General features: G+C 57.4%; 14 protein-coding genes. 9 read left to right on the top strand and 5 right to left on the bottom strand.

Annotation, left to right across the window (positions count from 1 at the left end; genetic code table 11):
• Positions 1–11 precede the first annotated feature (11 nt).
• From INF58_RS11595 to INF58_RS11580, 4 genes are read left to right on the top strand one after another with little or no spacing between them, the layout of a single operon-like run.
• Complete coding sequence (locus INF58_RS11595; protein WP_131636297.1) at positions 12–1,010, top strand: ABC transporter substrate-binding protein; 999 nt, start codon at positions 12–14, stop codon at positions 1,008–1,010.
• Positions 1,010–2,047, top strand: a complete 1,038-nt coding sequence (locus INF58_RS11590) for an iron ABC transporter permease (RefSeq protein WP_193527716.1) — start codon at positions 1,010–1,012, stop codon at positions 2,045–2,047. The genes INF58_RS11595 and INF58_RS11590 overlap by 1 nt, the downstream gene beginning before the upstream one ends.
• Complete coding sequence (locus INF58_RS11585) at positions 2,047–2,808, top strand: ABC transporter ATP-binding protein (protein ID WP_102750418.1); 762 nt, start codon at positions 2,047–2,049, stop codon at positions 2,806–2,808. Before INF58_RS11590 ends, INF58_RS11585 begins: the two co-directional genes overlap by 1 nt.
• 15 nt (positions 2,809–2,823) lie before the next feature.
• On the top strand, positions 2,824–4,044 hold the full coding sequence (locus tag INF58_RS11580) for an MFS transporter (protein ID WP_107535618.1): 1,221 nt from the start codon (positions 2,824–2,826) through the stop codon (positions 4,042–4,044).
• A gap of 5 nt (positions 4,045–4,049) precedes the next feature.
• On the opposite strand, the gene INF58_RS11575 is transcribed toward INF58_RS11580, so the two are convergent.
• Positions 4,050–4,394, bottom strand: a complete 345-nt coding sequence (locus INF58_RS11575) for a nitrous oxide-stimulated promoter family protein (RefSeq protein WP_193527715.1) — start codon at positions 4,392–4,394, stop codon at positions 4,050–4,052.
• A gap of 173 nt (positions 4,395–4,567) precedes the next feature.
• Here INF58_RS11575 and INF58_RS11570 point away from each other — a divergent pair, with 173 nt between their 5' ends.
• Both INF58_RS11570 and mutS read left to right on the top strand, forming a co-directional pair.
• The gene (locus tag INF58_RS11570) at positions 4,568–4,798 is read left to right on the top strand and encodes a SymE family type I addiction module toxin (protein WP_193527714.1); all 231 of its coding nucleotides are present in this window, start codon (positions 4,568–4,570) and stop codon (positions 4,796–4,798) included.
• Between the two features lie 113 nt (positions 4,799–4,911).
• Positions 4,912–7,473 (top strand): DNA mismatch repair protein MutS, encoded by a 2,562-nt coding sequence (gene mutS / locus INF58_RS11565; protein WP_193527713.1) that lies wholly within the window; start codon positions 4,912–4,914, stop codon positions 7,471–7,473.
• Positions 7,474–7,614: 141 nt separating this feature from the next.
• On the opposite strand, the gene INF58_RS11560 is transcribed toward mutS, so the two are convergent.
• Genes INF58_RS11560 through INF58_RS11550 form a run of 3 tightly spaced genes read right to left on the bottom strand, consistent with a single transcriptional unit; the run spans position 7,615 to position 9,866 of the window.
• Positions 7,615–7,836, bottom strand: a complete 222-nt coding sequence (locus INF58_RS11560; protein WP_033146398.1) for a non-oxidative hydroxyarylic acid decarboxylases subunit D — start codon at positions 7,834–7,836, stop codon at positions 7,615–7,617.
• A gap of 10 nt (positions 7,837–7,846) precedes the next feature.
• Complete coding sequence (locus tag INF58_RS11555; protein WP_063451877.1) at positions 7,847–9,274, bottom strand: non-oxidative hydroxyarylic acid decarboxylases subunit C; 1,428 nt, start codon at positions 9,272–9,274, stop codon at positions 7,847–7,849.
• Entirely contained in the window at positions 9,264–9,866 is a 603-nt protein-coding gene (locus INF58_RS11550) for a non-oxidative hydroxyarylic acid decarboxylases subunit B (RefSeq protein ID WP_063451878.1), read from the bottom strand. The genes INF58_RS11555 and INF58_RS11550 overlap by 11 nt, the downstream gene beginning before the upstream one ends.
• A 172-nt stretch (positions 9,867–10,038) precedes the next feature.
• On the opposite strand from INF58_RS11550, the gene INF58_RS11545 reads away from it, so the two are divergent.
• Positions 10,039–10,446 (top strand): MarR family winged helix-turn-helix transcriptional regulator, encoded by a 408-nt coding sequence (locus INF58_RS11545; RefSeq protein WP_063451879.1) that lies wholly within the window; start codon positions 10,039–10,041, stop codon positions 10,444–10,446.
• Here the strand turns inward: INF58_RS11545 and INF58_RS11540 are convergent.
• Positions 10,443–11,330, bottom strand: coding sequence for a LysR family transcriptional regulator (locus tag INF58_RS11540; protein ID WP_193527712.1), 888 nt, complete (start codon positions 11,328–11,330; stop codon positions 10,443–10,445). The genes INF58_RS11545 and INF58_RS11540 overlap by 4 nt on opposite strands.
• Before the next feature lie 109 nt (positions 11,331–11,439).
• On the opposite strand from INF58_RS11540, the gene INF58_RS11535 reads away from it, so the two are divergent.
• Together INF58_RS11535 and INF58_RS11530 are read left to right on the top strand one after the other, a co-directional pair.
• Positions 11,440–12,642, top strand: coding sequence for an MFS transporter (locus INF58_RS11535; RefSeq protein WP_193527711.1), 1,203 nt, complete (start codon positions 11,440–11,442; stop codon positions 12,640–12,642).
• Positions 12,639–13,016, top strand: coding sequence for a DUF4440 domain-containing protein (locus tag INF58_RS11530; RefSeq protein WP_063869372.1), 378 nt, complete (start codon positions 12,639–12,641; stop codon positions 13,014–13,016). Before INF58_RS11535 ends, INF58_RS11530 begins: the two co-directional genes overlap by 4 nt.

Genomic DNA, 13,016 nt, shown 5'->3' with positions numbered 1-13,016 from the left:
GGTAGCGTTTAATGAAAAAGGTTCTCTGTGCGTTAGGCCTGACGGTTGCATCAATGAGTACAGCTCTGGCTACCACGTATCCGCTCACGATAGAAAACTGCGGGTATAAAGAGACATTCACCAAAGCGCCCGAGCGCGTCGTTGCCCTGGGTCAGAATACCGTTGAGATTTTGTTGCTGCTGGGTCTGGAAGATAAGGTGAAAGCCAGCGCGTTCTGGCCGACCAAAGTCTTGCCGCAGCTGGCGGAGCAGAATGCCAAAATCAACACCCTGACGGTAGAAATCCCGACCCTTGAATCCATCCTTTCGCAAAACCCCGACTTCGTACCTGCTCAGCTGCCGCTGCTGCTCGGACCGGAAAGCAAAGTTGCCAAACGAGAAGATCTGGCGACCGTGGGGGTAAACAGCTACCTGTCGCCGGGCATGTGCGCCACCAAAAAAGCAGCGGGCGACATGTACGGCAGTCGTCAGAAGCTCTGGGACATGACCTACCTTTATAAAGAGATCGAAGATTTCGCTAAAATTTTCAACGTCGAAGCGCGCGGCCAGGCCGTTATCGCCGATTTCAAAAAACGTGAAGCAGACCTGCGCCAGGAATTTGGCAAAAACAAAAAAGACCTCTCCTTTGTTTTCTGGTTCTCAAGCTCCTCGCCTTCGGCTGACGCCTATGTAGGCGGTAAAAACAGTGCTTCCGGCTTTATTGCCAACGTGCTGGGCGGCCATAACGCCATTACCTCTGAGACCGAATGGCCGACCGTAGGCTGGGAAAGCATTATTGCCGCCAATCCGGACGTGATTGTGGTTTCAAGCCTGGATCGTAACCGCTGGGCACTGGATAACGCCGAAGAAAAAATCAAATTCCTGAAAAGCGATCCTGCCGTCAGCCAGCTCGATGCGGTGAAGAAAGGTCATATCGTGATAATGGATGGTCAGGCCATGAACCCGACGATCCGCACGCTTTACGGTGCTGAACAGGTCGGCGAACAGCTCAGAAAACTGGGACTGAACTGATGACCACCGCCGTACTTCAGATGCGTCAGGGCGTATTGCTGACCGCGTCGTGCCTGCTCGCGTTCGTGCTGCTGTTTCTGGCGATCGCCTTTGGCGTGAGCCTCGGCGAGCTGTCTATCCCGCTGAACAACGTGTTCTACGCCATCAGCAATAAGCTGGGGCTGACCGACGTTCCGCTAAACCGCATCTATGAAAGCGTGATCTGGGACTTTCGCCTCAGCCGGGCGCTGGTGGCAGCGTGCTGCGGCGCCGGGTTAGCCATTTGCGGCGCCGTGCTGCAAAGCCTGTTGAAGAATGCGCTGGCGGAACCTTACGTGCTCGGCGTCTCGGCGGGGGCGTCAACGGGCGCAGTCTCGGTCGTCGTGTTGGGTCTCGGCACCGGCGCGGTGTCCCTTTCTGCGGGTGCGTTTGCCGGGGCGTTCGCCGCCTTTGCGTTTGTCGCCTTTCTGACGAACGGCGCGCGCGGCGGCAATGAACGTACCATTCTGGCGGGCGTGGCGGCCTCTCAGCTGTTTAACGCCATTACCGCCTATACCATCAGCACCTCTGCCAGCGCACAGCAGGCGCGCGACGTGATGTTCTGGCTGCTGGGCAGCTTTAGCGGCGTACGCTGGCCTGAGTTTCAGCTGGCGCTGGTGGTCGTGCTGGCGGGGCTTGCCGTCTGTCTTTACTACTCCCGCGCGCTGGACGCCTTTACCTTTGGTGATGATGCCGCCGCCTCGCTGGGCATTGCCGTGCCCTGGGTGCGCCTGGCCTTGTTCACCACCACGGCCCTGATCACCGCGACCATTGTCAGTATGGCGGGCTCGATTGGTTTTGTGGGGCTGGTCGTGCCGCACGTTATGCGTTTCCTGTTCGGGCCGCTGCACCGCACGCTGCTGATAGCCAGCGCGCTGGCGGGGGCGATCCTGATGGTGCTGGCCGACATCGCCTCGCGGATGCTGATTGCCCCGCAAAGCCTGCCGGTTGGCGTCGTTACCGCGCTGGTGGGCGTACCGTTCTTCGCCGTGATTATCTACCGCTCAAGGAATAAATGATGAGCATCTGCGCCGACAATATCACCTGGAAGGTAGGTAAAAAGGTTATCGTGAATAATGTTTCGCTGAAGGTTTCCCAGGGCGAAACGGTGGGTCTGCTTGGCCCTAACGGCTGCGGTAAATCCTCGCTGTTGCGCATTCTGGCGGGCCTGCGTCGCCCGGATGCCGGATGCGTGACGCTCGACGGACAGGACATTGCCCGCATCGCCAAAAAGCAGCTGGCGCGCCGCGTGGCGTTTGTTGAACAGCACGGAATGACCGACGCCAATATGCGCGTGCGTGACGTGGTCAAACTGGGGCGTATTCCGCACCACTCCCCCTTCTCGAACTGGAGCGCGCAGGATGACGAAACCGTCACCGCCGCCCTGCAACGCGTGGATATGCTGGATCGCAGCGAACAGGGCTGGCTGAGCTTATCCGGCGGCGAGCGTCAGCGGGTACATATCGCCCGCGCCCTGGCGCAAACGCCTACCGAGATCCTGCTGGATGAACCGACCAATCACCTGGACATTCATCACCAGATGCAGCTCATGCAGCTCATCAGCGAGCTGCCGGTGACCAGCATCGTCGCCATTCACGATCTTAATCACGCGTCCATGTTTTGTGATTCGCTGATCGTGATGCAGCAAGGGCAGATTGTAGCGACCGGAACCCCGCAGGCCATTTTATCCGAGGAACTCCTCTGGGACGTATTCAGAGTGAAAACCAGAATCGAGATCTCGCCGTACCACGGCAAAAAGCACATTCATTTTATCGTGTAGGGACAAGTTAAAATGATGCCTCTTCGCCCTGCCACCACCCTCTGGCCGCCCGTTCTGCTGGGCAGCCAGTTTGTGTTTAATATCGGCTTTTACGCGGTCGTTCCCTTCCTGGCAATCTTCTTACGTGACGATATGCTGCTCTCCGGCGGGCTGATCGGGCTGGTGCTGGGGCTGCGCACCTTCTCCCAGCAAGGAATGTTTATTGTCGGCGGCGCGCTTTCAGACCGGTTTGGCGCGAAGAGCGTGATCCTCAGCGGCTGCATTGTCCGCGTGGCGGGTTATCTTCTGCTGGCCTTTGGGCAATCGCTGTGGCCCATCATTCTGGGGGCCTGTCTGACGGGCATTGGTGGCGCGCTGTTCTCACCGTCAATAGAAGCCCTGCTGGCAAAAGCGGGAACGCAAAGTGAGGCAACGGGTAAACGCAGCCGTGCGGAGTGGTTTGCACTGTTTGCGGTGTGCGGTGAACTCGGCGCCGTACTCGGCCCGGTGATGGGTGCCCTGCTGACGGGGCTGGGTTTTCGCCAGGTTGCGCTCGCTGGCGCAGGGATATTTATCGTTGCGCTGGTGGTGCTCTTTTTCTGCCTGCCTGCGGCACCCCACAGCTCGAAGCCGCTGAAAATTCTGCCCTGGTGGACGACGTTCCGTCAGCCGCGTTTCGTCGCCTTTATCATTGCATACAGCTCATGGCTGTTAAGCTATAACCAGCTTTATCTGGCACTGCCGGTGGAGATCCAGCGCGCCGGTGGCAGCGAGAAAGATCTGGGACCGCTGTTTATGCTGGCCTCAGTGCTGATTATCGTTCTGCAATTGCCCCTCGCCCGCTTCGCCCGAAAAGTGGGCGCGGTGAGGATTTTACCGGTGGGCTTTTTGCTGCTCTCCGCCTCGTTTGCCAGCGTGGCGCTCTTTGCGGCGACTGAGCCACCGGAAGGCTGGCTGCGTCTGCTGCCCTCCGCAAGCCTCGTCACGCTGTTAACGCTCGGACAGATGTTGCTGGTGCCGTCGGCAAAAGATTTGATCCCATATTTTGCCGAGGAGTCGACGCTTGGGGCGCACTATGGCGCGCTCTCCACCGCCGGCGGCGTTGCGGTGCTGGCGGGGAATTTAGGGTTAGGCAGCCTGCTGGACAAGGCGCTGGTGCCCTCAACGCAAGCCATTTACCCCTGGCTGCTGCTGGCGGTATTTCCGCTGTGCAGCGCCGTCGCCCTGAGCGTGATTTGTCGCCCATTGCAGCGCTGAGTCAATTATTTTTTGGGCCGATACTTTTCCGGTAATTCCGGCACCGGACGGCGATCGTCGATCAGATGACGGATAGTCAGAATCGGATGACGCCATAACATCCGTGGCCCTGCCCAGCGCATCACCTGCTTCATCTCTTCCCGTCTGGCGGGCTGATAGCAGTGTACAGGGCACTGTTTGCAGGCGGGCTTTTCCTCACCGAACACGCATTTATCCAGCCGCTTATCGGCATACGCCTTCAGCGCCTGATAATGTCCTTCTTCCCTTGAGGCCTCAGGACACTGGCGTTCATACAGCGCGATCATTCTGGCGATCGTCTTTTTTTCGCGTGAAATAAGTTTACCGGACATGACGTCGTCCTCACCAATAAAGTGCATTTATAATACCTTTTTATCTGCGCATTTTCAGTCATTGCATTCCAATTTCTGAAGCGTCCTTCCAGAATTACCCGCCCCTACGCTGCTTTTTACTGGTATTTTATACAGGCATGAAGTACTACCTTGCCCTGTTCACCGGAGAGCCTATGCAGCAGATCGCGATCGCCAAACCCTATCGTCACTTAAAAGTGGGTTACTTCAGAAAACGTCATGAAGATCGTAAAACGAAAATCCCAAAACGCTACAGTGTGCACGCCGCGCTGAGCCTGAAGGGCGACTGGCTTGAAAAGGCGGGGTTTACCACCAACGCTCAGGTTCGGGTGGGCGTCGAGCACGGGAAAATCGTCATTGAATTGATGGCGGAAGAAGCCTCGTAAAGTCGTGACTTTTTTCTGCGCCGCACCTTTTTTTCATGCGACAATAGAAGGAACAATCGGCCATTGAGCCGCTCAAAGCGTAATATTTTCAAAGAAATGGATATCATAACTCCATGAGCACAATCGACAATTTCGACGCACATACGCCGATGATGCAGCAGTATCTGAAGCTGAAAGCACAGCATCCAGAAATTCTGCTGTTTTACCGTATGGGCGATTTTTACGAGCTTTTTTATGACGATGCGAAACGTGCGTCTCAGCTGCTCGACATTTCCCTGACGAAACGTGGCGCGTCGGCAGGTGAGCCGATCCCGATGGCGGGCATCCCGCATCACGCGGTTGAAAACTATCTGGCGAAACTGGTGAACCAGGGCGAGTCTGTCGCCATCTGCGAACAAATTGGCGACCCAGCAACGTCGAAAGGCCCCGTTGAGCGCAAGGTCGTGCGCATCGTCACGCCGGGGACCATCAGCGATGAAGCCCTGCTTCAGGAGCGTCAGGATAACCTGCTGGCGGCCATCTGGCAGGACGGTAAAGGGTTTGGCTACGCCACGCTGGACATCAGTTCCGGTCGTTTTCGCCTGAGTGAACCGGCTGACCGTGAAACCATGGCGGCCGAGCTACAGCGCACCAATCCGGCAGAACTGCTCTACGCAGAGGATTTCGCCGAAATGGCGCTGATCGAAGGCCGCCGCGGCCTGCGTCGTCGTCCACTGTGGGAGTTCGAAATTGATACCGCGCGCCAGCAGCTGAACCTGCAATTTGGCACGCGCGATTTGATTGGCTTTGGCGTGGAAAATGCACCGCGCGGGCTGTGCGCAGCAGGCTGCCTGTTGCAGTACGTAAAGGATACGCAGCGTACCGCCCTGCCCCATATCCGTTCCATTACGATGGAGCGTCAGCAGGACAGCATCATCATGGATGCCGCCACGCGCCGCAACCTGGAGATCACACAGAACTTCGCTGGTGGCATTGAAAACACGCTGGCGTCGGTTCTCGACAGCACGGTTACCCCAATGGGCAGCCGTATGCTCAAACGCTGGCTGCATATGCCGATTCGCAATACCGAAACGCTCATCGGCCGCCAGCAAACCATTGCCGCATTGCAGGATCGTTACACCGAGTTGCAGCCGGTGCTGCGTCAGGTGGGTGATCTTGAGCGAATCCTTGCACGTCTGGCATTGCGCACCGCGCGTCCACGCGATCTCGCCCGTATGCGTCACGCTTTCCAGCAGTTGCCGGAACTGCGCGCTCAGCTGGAAGAAGTCGACAGCGCGCCGGTGCAAAAGCTTCGCGAAACAATGGGCGAATTTAACGAGCTTCGCGAGCTGCTGGAACGCGCCATCATCGATGCGCCACCTGTTCTGGTGCGCGATGGCGGCGTCATTGCCCCGGGTTACAACGAAGAGCTGGACGAATGGCGCGCGCTGGCCGATGGCGCGACGGATTATCTGGATAAGCTGGAAATCCGCGAGCGTGAACGTCTGGGGCTCGATACCCTTAAAGTGGGTTACAACGCCGTACACGGCTACTATATCCAGATCAGTCGTGGCCAGAGCCACCTGGCACCGATTCACTACGTTCGCCGCCAGACGCTGAAAAACGCCGAGCGCTATATTATTCCCGAGCTGAAAGAGTACGAGGACAAAGTTCTCACGTCGAAAGGTAAAGCGCTGGCGCTGGAAAAACAGCTTTATGACGAGCTGTTCGATATCCTGATGCCGCACCTGGCTGACCTGCAACAGAGCGCCGCCGCGCTGGCCGAGCTGGATGTGCTGGTGAACCTGGCCGAGCGCGCCGAGACGCTGAATTACACCTGTCCAGCCTTCACTGACAAACCCGGTATTCGCATTACCGAAGGCCGTCACCCGGTGGTTGAGCAGGTGCTGAACGAGCCGTTTATTGCCAACCCATTGAACCTGTCACCGCAGCGAAGAATGCTGATCATTACCGGCCCTAACATGGGCGGTAAAAGTACCTATATGCGCCAGACAGCCCTTATCGCGCTGCTCGCCTATATTGGCAGCTACGTTCCTGCGCAGAAGGTTGAGATTGGTCCTGTCGACCGAATCTTCACCCGTGTAGGTGCGGCGGACGATCTGGCGAGCGGTCGCTCCACCTTTATGGTCGAGATGACCGAAACCGCCAACATTCTGCATAACGCAACAGAGAACAGTCTGGTGTTGATGGATGAAGTGGGACGCGGTACGTCCACCTATGACGGCCTGTCTCTGGCCTGGGCGTGTGCGGAAAGTCTGGCAAATAAAATCAAGGCGCTGACGCTGTTCGCGACTCACTATTTCGAACTGACACAGCTGCCAGAGAAAATGGAAGGCGTGGCTAACGTCCATCTTGATGCGCTTGAGCACGGCGATACCATCGCCTTTATGCACACGGTGCAGGACGGCGCGGCAAGCAAGAGTTATGGCCTGGCCGTCGCCGCGCTGGCGGGCGTGCCGAAAGAGGTGATTAAGCGCGCGCGTCAGAAATTGCGTGAGCTGGAAAGTTTGTCACCGAATGCGGCAGCCACGCAGATAGATGGCACGCAGATGTCGCTGCTGGCGGCCCCGGAAGAGACGTCTCCGGCCGTGGAAGCGCTGGAAAATCTGGATCCGGACTCGCTGACGCCGCGCCAGGCGCTGGAGTGGATTTATCGGCTGAAGAGTCTGGTTTAGTTCTCTGCGGTCTGTTTTGCCGGTTGGCGGCTTCGCCTTACCCGGCCTACAAAACCCGTAGGCCCGGTAAGCGCAGCGCCACCGGGCAGAAGACCGCACAATATTATCGCCCGATAAACCTGGCGCCACCGGGCTTTTCCTTTACAGCAGAGGCGGGATAGTCGGCACCTGCGGTGCCTCGTCAATATCCTTCTGCGTCATACGGAATGCTTCAGGATAGTGTTCACGGCTGGTCCGGCGCAGCGGTTCGGTATTGCGCCAGGTATACAGACAGTGCTGACACTGGTATACCGTCCAGACACCTTTCACCGGTGATGTTGCCATCACCTCAATATGTTCATCGGCACAACGTGGACAAATCATTTTTTCCTCCTTATTGACGTGCCGCCAGCATCGCGGTCAGTTTTTCGGCCCAGGCTTTGGTTTCAGGGAGATCCTGTACCGGCTGGCTGTAGTGGCCACGGTTGTCCGGGGCAACAGGCGTGGTGGCATCAATGATCAGCTTGTCAGTGATCCCCGCCGGGCTGGAGCCGGGGTCAAGCTCCAGCACAGACATATTCGGTAGCTGTACCAGATCGCCCGCCGGATTGACTTTTGATGACAGCGCCCACATCACCTGGGGCAGGTTAAACGGATCGACGTCCTCATCCACCATAATCACCATCTTCACGTAGCCCAGACCGTGCGGCGTGGTCATGGCGCGGAGCCCGACCGCACGAGCAAAACCGCCGTACCGTTTTTTGGTGGAGATAATCGCCAGCAGGCCGTGTGTGTACATGGCGTTAACCGCCTGCACTTCCGGGAATTCTGCCTTCAGCTGCTGATAAAGCGGCACGCAGGTGGCGGGCCCCATCAGATAATCAATTTCGGTCCACGGCATCCCCAGGTAAAGAGATTCGAAAATGGGTTTGGTACGGTAAGACACTTTATCGATGCGCACGACCGTCATGTTGCGTCCACCGGAGTAGTGCCCGGTAAACTCGCCGAATGGCCCTTCAATCTCGCGTTTCCGGCCTTCAATCACCCCTTCCAGTATCACTTCCGACCCCCACGGCACATCGAAACCGGTCAGCGGGGCCGTCGCAATCGGATATGGGCTTTCGCGTAGCGCGCCGGCCATCTCATATTCGGACTGATCGTATTTCAGCGGCGTGGCACCCATCAGGGTGATGATCGGATCGTTACCCAACGTAATCGCAATGGGCAGATCTTCGCCGCGCTCTTCGGCCTTATGCAGATGCAGCGCGATATCATGCATCGGCACCGGTTGCAGGCCGAGCTTACGCTTGCCCTTCACTTCCATCCGATAAATACCGACGTTCTGCTTGCCGAAGTGATCGGGGTCGAGCGGATCGCGCGAGACAACGCACGCTTTATCAAGATAAAAACCCCCGTCGCCGTCGTTCAGGCGGAACAGCGGCAAAATGTCGAACAGGTTGATGTCTTCTCCGTCAACCGTATTCTCCGCCCAGGCCGGATTTGCACGACGCTCTGGCGCGACGGGGAATTTGTCCCAGCGACGAATAAACTCGTCGATCTGTTTTTTCACCGGGGTATTCGCCGGCAGCCCCATCGAAATGGCGTGGTTTTGCCACGAGCCAATGGTGTTCATCACCACGCGGGCATCGGTGAAGCCGCGGATATTATCGAACCACAGCGCAGGCGCGCCATCGCCAATGCGCCCGGTAGCGTTGGCGGCCGCCGCCAGATCCGGCTCCGCGTTAACCTCTTCCTCAATTTTCAGCAGCTGCCCTTGTTCATCAAGCGCCTGCAAGAAGCTTCTCAAATCATCAAATGCCATCGTTATTCTCCTGTGAAAAATGTTTCGCTGCCTGCAAACCCTTCCAGCGTCGGGCTTTTTTATGCTCCAGACCAAACTGGTCGAGCACCCGGGTCACGATATGCTGGGTGATGTCATCGGCGGTTTGCGGGTGGTTGTAGTACGCAGGCATAGGCGGCACCATCGCCACGCCCATGCGTGAAAGGGCAAGCATGTTCTCAAGATGAATGGTGCTGAGCGGCGTTTCACGAGGGACGAGCACCAGCTTGCGCCCCTCTTTCAGCACCACGTCTGCCGCACGCCCCACCAGCCCTTCAGCGTAGCCCGCGCGGATACCCGCCAGCGTTTTCATGCTGCACGGGATGACGATCATGCCGTCGGTGCGAAACGAGCCGGAGGAGATGGTGGCAGCCTGATCGGCAGGGCTATGAACGACATCCGCCAGTGCGGCAACGTCATGCGCGGTGAAGGGGGTTTCCAGCTCAATCGTGGTTTTTGCCCACTTCGACATCACCAAATGCGTTTCCACCTCCGGCATTTCCCGCAGCGCCTGCAACAGCGCCACGCCTAATGGCGCACCCGTCGCGCCCGTCATTCCTACAATCAGTCTCATTCAGCACCTCAATAAATTCGTTCGTATACGAACATATTAAGTAAACTACTCCTGGATCCTGCGCCTGACAAGATCGTTCGTACACGATCACACTTATCGCTAAAAACTCTCGCGTTAAAATTCAGGCTGAGAGCGGCTATCATAGAAGGAGTATTTTTCCGTCGGAGTGTTCATGGAGTTAAGACAAGAAGCTTTTCACCTGCTACGCCAGCTTTTTCAACAGCATACCGCCCAGTGGCAGCACGCTTTACCCGAGCTGACCAAGCCACAATATGCGGTGATGCGGTCGATAGCTGAAAATCCTGGCATAGAGCAGGTTGCACTGACTGACGTCGCGGTGAGCACCAAAGCGACGCTGGCGGAAATGCTGAGCCGTATGGAATCACGCGGTCTGGTCAGGCGCGAGCACGATCCTGCGGACAAGCGCCGTCGCTTTGTTTTCCTGACGGCTGAAGGTGAGGCCCTGCTGGGAAGCAGTAAACCGATTGGAAATAAGGTGGATGAGGCGTTTTTGGGGCGCCTTAACGACGCGGAACGAGAGCAATTTGTAGCGCTCATCATAAAGATGATGCACGATTAACCAGCCCTGGCGCGCATGAAATCGATAAACGTGCGCACTTTTGCCGGCACATGCTGGGCATCGGGATAGACGGCATAAATGCCCTGCTGAGCAAACGTATACGCCGGTAACAGCGAGACCAGATCACCCGCCTCCAGTGCGTTTCGCACCAGCCACGCCGGCAACAGCGCCACCCCACATCCGGCGAGGGCAAAAGCCATCAGCGCCTGGGCACTGTCTGCATACAGGCGCGGTGCTTTTTTGATCTCAAAGGACACCGGATGTCGATCAACGCCTTTCACCTGCCAGCGCAGCGGCGAAGTTAAACGCTCGTGAATAATCCAGTCAGCATCTGCCAGCTGCTCCAGCGATTCAACCGGATGGTTTGCCAGCCAGCCTGGCGTTGCCACAGGCAGGATGGTGAAGGTGGTAATCAATGCGGCGTGATAGCGCGAATCGGCAAGCGTACCCAGCCGAATAGCGACATCGAAGCGCTCCGCGATAAGATCGGCATGCACAGAGGACGAGACATGCCGCACGCGAAGGTCCGGATGCTGCTGGCTAAATTCAGCCAGCAAAGGCACCACCACCTGCGAACCATACTCGGGCGTGGTAGTGATCCGCAGTTCTCCCGTCAGCCCGGCATGGTTGGCGCGAACGTCATCCTGCAATCGCTCGGCATCCCTTAACAGCATCACGCTTCGCTGATGAAAAAGCCTTCCTGCCTCGGTCAGCGTCAGGCGACGGGTGGATCGCAGCAGCAGAGTTACACCCAGCTCCTCTTCAAGCTGACGAATATGGAAACTGACCACCGCTTTTGTCAGCCCCATCGCCTCCGCCGCGGCGGTGAAACTGCCGGTGTCCGCTACGGCGATAAACATCGCCGTTCGCTGTAGATTAAGCATCGCTTGCCTGGCTTACTGTCAAAATAATGTTGACAGTATATCGTGCTTTGTCGCGTTTATCCGTAACGCCGGGGCCGATACGATACGCCACCTCACCGGAGGAACTTCCATGACGTATCGCAGCAAAATCGCCGTTGTTTTTCTGCTCGGCTTTTTCCTTGATTTGATAAACACGTTTATTGCCAGCGTCGCCTTTCCGGCAATGGCCCACGCGTTTAATACCACACCATCTGCGCTTGCCTGGGTCAGTAACGGATACATTGCCGGGCTGACGTTAGTCATCCCTTTCAGCAGCATCCTGACGCGCCGCGTCGGGCCGAAGCGCGTTATCCTGCTCTCGCTGGCCCTCTTTAGCGCGGCTTCCGTTGCGGCGGGCCTCTCCTCTTCGCTGGAAAGTCTGATTGCATGGCGAGTAGCGCAGGGGGCCGGAGGCGGTTTACTGATCCCGGTTGGCCAGGCGCTGACCTGGCAACAGTTTAAGCCTCACGAGCGGGCCAGACTCTCCTCGGCGGTGATGCTGGTCGCACTGCTTGCCCCCGCCTGCTCACCGGCTGTGGGCGGCATGCTGGTGCAGACGTTAAGCTGGCGCTGGATATTTTTTGCCACCCTGCCCGTCGCCATCGTTACCTTTGTTTTGGCCTGCGCGTGGCTTAAAACAGAAGTGTCACCGATAAAAACCACCAGGAGAGTAAATCTGTCTTTGCTGGCGGATCCGCTTTTGCGCTTATCCATGCTCATCTATGTGTGCGTACCCGGCATCTTTATTGGCGTAAACGTAACGGGCATGTATTACCTCCAGAACGAGGCCAATATGACACCCGCCGCAACGGGGATGCTTATGCTGCCGTGGTCTGTGGCCTCATTTTTGGCTATCACCGCGACAGGACGCTATTTCAACCGTATCGGCCCCCGGCCGCTGGTGGTCATCGGTTGCCTTTTGCAGGCGGCGGGCATTCTGCTTTTAATTAACGTCACTTCGGCAATGCTGTTACCTGCCGTTGCGTTTGCGCTGATGGGAGCCGGGGGAAGCCTGTGTAGCAGCACGGCTCAGAGCAGCGCGTTTTTGACGGTGCGGCGGGAAGATATGCCAGATGCCAGCGCGCTGTGGAATCTGAATCGTCAGCTGAGCTTTTTTATGGGCGCCCTGCTGCTGGCCCAGGTGCTGAGCACCATGCAGGCGAATATCGCGCCGCTGGCCGCCTGGCACGGGATGTTTATTTTTGCCGCAGCCATCACCCTACTGCCCATACTGTACGTCTGTCGTCTTAACAACGCGCAGCTGCTTGCGCATCTGCAACAGGAGCAACCATGACGCATTTCGAACAAGAGATCCTCGACATCCACGTCGCACTTGAAAACTGGTTAGGTGAAGGCAAAGGCGATCCCGATGCCCTGCTCGCCCGTTTCCACCCGGACTTTCTGATGGTCACGCCAGGTGGCACACCTTTAGACCATCACGCCCTTGCTCAATTTTTAAACGCGCAGCGTGGAGCCCGGCCTGGGCTCAGGATCGGCATTGATGCGTTAAGGACGCTACAGACGTGGGACAACGGCGCGGTGCTTCATTACCGGGAGACGCAAACCCGGCCAGGCCAGCCCGTTAACGTGCGCTGGTCAACCGCGGTGCTCAATCAGGAAGGCGATACCATCACCTGGCGTTTGCTGCACGAAACGGCGCAATCGTAA

Source organism: Enterobacter cloacae complex sp. P24RS, from assembly GCF_014982165.1.
Classification (GTDB): Bacteria; Pseudomonadota; Gammaproteobacteria; order Enterobacterales; family Enterobacteriaceae; genus Enterobacter; species Enterobacter quasihormaechei.
Note: the sequence above shows the minus strand (reverse complement) of the source record. Positions and strands in the feature narration are given on the sequence as shown.

What these genes read in the sequence shown, in the direction of transcription:
- INF58_RS11595 (WP_131636297.1), top strand. Translation starts at nt 12, where the DNA reads ATGAAAAAGGTTCTCTGTGCGTTAGGCCTGACGGTTGCATCAATGAGT.
- INF58_RS11590 (WP_193527716.1), top strand. Translation starts at nt 1,010, where the DNA reads ATGACCACCGCCGTACTTCAGATGCGTCAGGGCGTATTGCTGACCGCG.
- INF58_RS11585 (WP_102750418.1), top strand. Translation starts at nt 2,047, where the DNA reads ATGAGCATCTGCGCCGACAATATCACCTGGAAGGTAGGTAAAAAGGTT.
- INF58_RS11580 (WP_107535618.1), top strand. Translation starts at nt 2,824, where the DNA reads ATGCCTCTTCGCCCTGCCACCACCCTCTGGCCGCCCGTTCTGCTGGGC.
- INF58_RS11575 (WP_193527715.1), bottom strand. Translation starts at nt 4,394, where the DNA reads ATGTCCGGTAAACTTATTTCACGCGAAAAAAAGACGATCGCCAGAATG.
- INF58_RS11570 (WP_193527714.1), top strand. Translation starts at nt 4,568, where the DNA reads ATGCAGCAGATCGCGATCGCCAAACCCTATCGTCACTTAAAAGTGGGT.
- mutS (WP_193527713.1), top strand. Translation starts at nt 4,912, where the DNA reads ATGAGCACAATCGACAATTTCGACGCACATACGCCGATGATGCAGCAG.
- INF58_RS11560 (WP_033146398.1), bottom strand. Translation starts at nt 7,836, where the DNA reads ATGATTTGTCCACGTTGTGCCGATGAACATATTGAGGTGATGGCAACA.
- INF58_RS11555 (WP_063451877.1), bottom strand. Translation starts at nt 9,274, where the DNA reads ATGGCATTTGATGATTTGAGAAGCTTCTTGCAGGCGCTTGATGAACAA.
- INF58_RS11550 (WP_063451878.1), bottom strand. Translation starts at nt 9,866, where the DNA reads ATGAGACTGATTGTAGGAATGACGGGCGCGACGGGTGCGCCATTAGGC.
- INF58_RS11545 (WP_063451879.1), top strand. Translation starts at nt 10,039, where the DNA reads ATGGAGTTAAGACAAGAAGCTTTTCACCTGCTACGCCAGCTTTTTCAA.
- INF58_RS11540 (WP_193527712.1), bottom strand. Translation starts at nt 11,330, where the DNA reads ATGCTTAATCTACAGCGAACGGCGATGTTTATCGCCGTAGCGGACACC.
- INF58_RS11535 (WP_193527711.1), top strand. Translation starts at nt 11,440, where the DNA reads ATGACGTATCGCAGCAAAATCGCCGTTGTTTTTCTGCTCGGCTTTTTC.
- INF58_RS11530 (WP_063869372.1), top strand. Translation starts at nt 12,639, where the DNA reads ATGACGCATTTCGAACAAGAGATCCTCGACATCCACGTCGCACTTGAA.